Genomic DNA, 529 nt, shown 5'->3' on the forward strand with positions numbered 1-529 from the left:
CCCGGACGAAGTTGCCCGCCACCCCCAGGAAGACCTTGACGCGGCCTTCGTGCATCGCCTTGACCGTGTTCACCGAGTCCAGGCCGTGCGGACGCGGCGGCTCGAATCCGAACTCGTCCCGCAGCGCGTCCAGGAAGTGGTCCGGCATCTGCTCCCAGATGCCCACGGTGCGGTCGCCCTGCACGTTGCTGTGGCCGCGCACCGGACACGCACCCGCCCCCGCCCGGCCGAGATTGCCGCGCAGCAGGAGGAAGTTGACGATCTCCCGAATGGTGGGCACAGCGTGCTTGTGCTGGGTGACGCCCATCGCCCAGCAGAACACGGTCTTACGGGAGTCCCGCAGCATCTGAGCGGCGTCGGTGATCTGCGCGCGGGTCAGCCCCGTCGACGCCTCGACCTGCGTCCAGTCCAGGTGGGCGACGTGGTCGCACCAGGCGTCGAAGCCGGTGGTGTGCCGCTCGAGGAAGGGATGGTCGAGCGCGTCCCACTCGACGAGCAGCGCACCGAAGGCCTGGAACAGGGCGAGATC

At 69.2% G+C, this 529-nt stretch carries 1 pseudogene; it reads right to left on the reverse strand.

Going from position 1 to position 529, the window contains the following annotated elements:
- Window positions 1-529 (reverse strand): annotated as a pseudogene (locus ABFY07_RS42930) (hypothetical protein); the annotation flags it as partial.

Origin of the sequence: Streptomyces sparsogenes subsp. cuspidosporus, assembly GCF_039532705.1 — a bacterium.
GTDB classification, from domain to species: Bacteria; Actinomycetota; Actinomycetes; order Streptomycetales; family Streptomycetaceae; genus Streptomyces; species Streptomyces sparsogenes.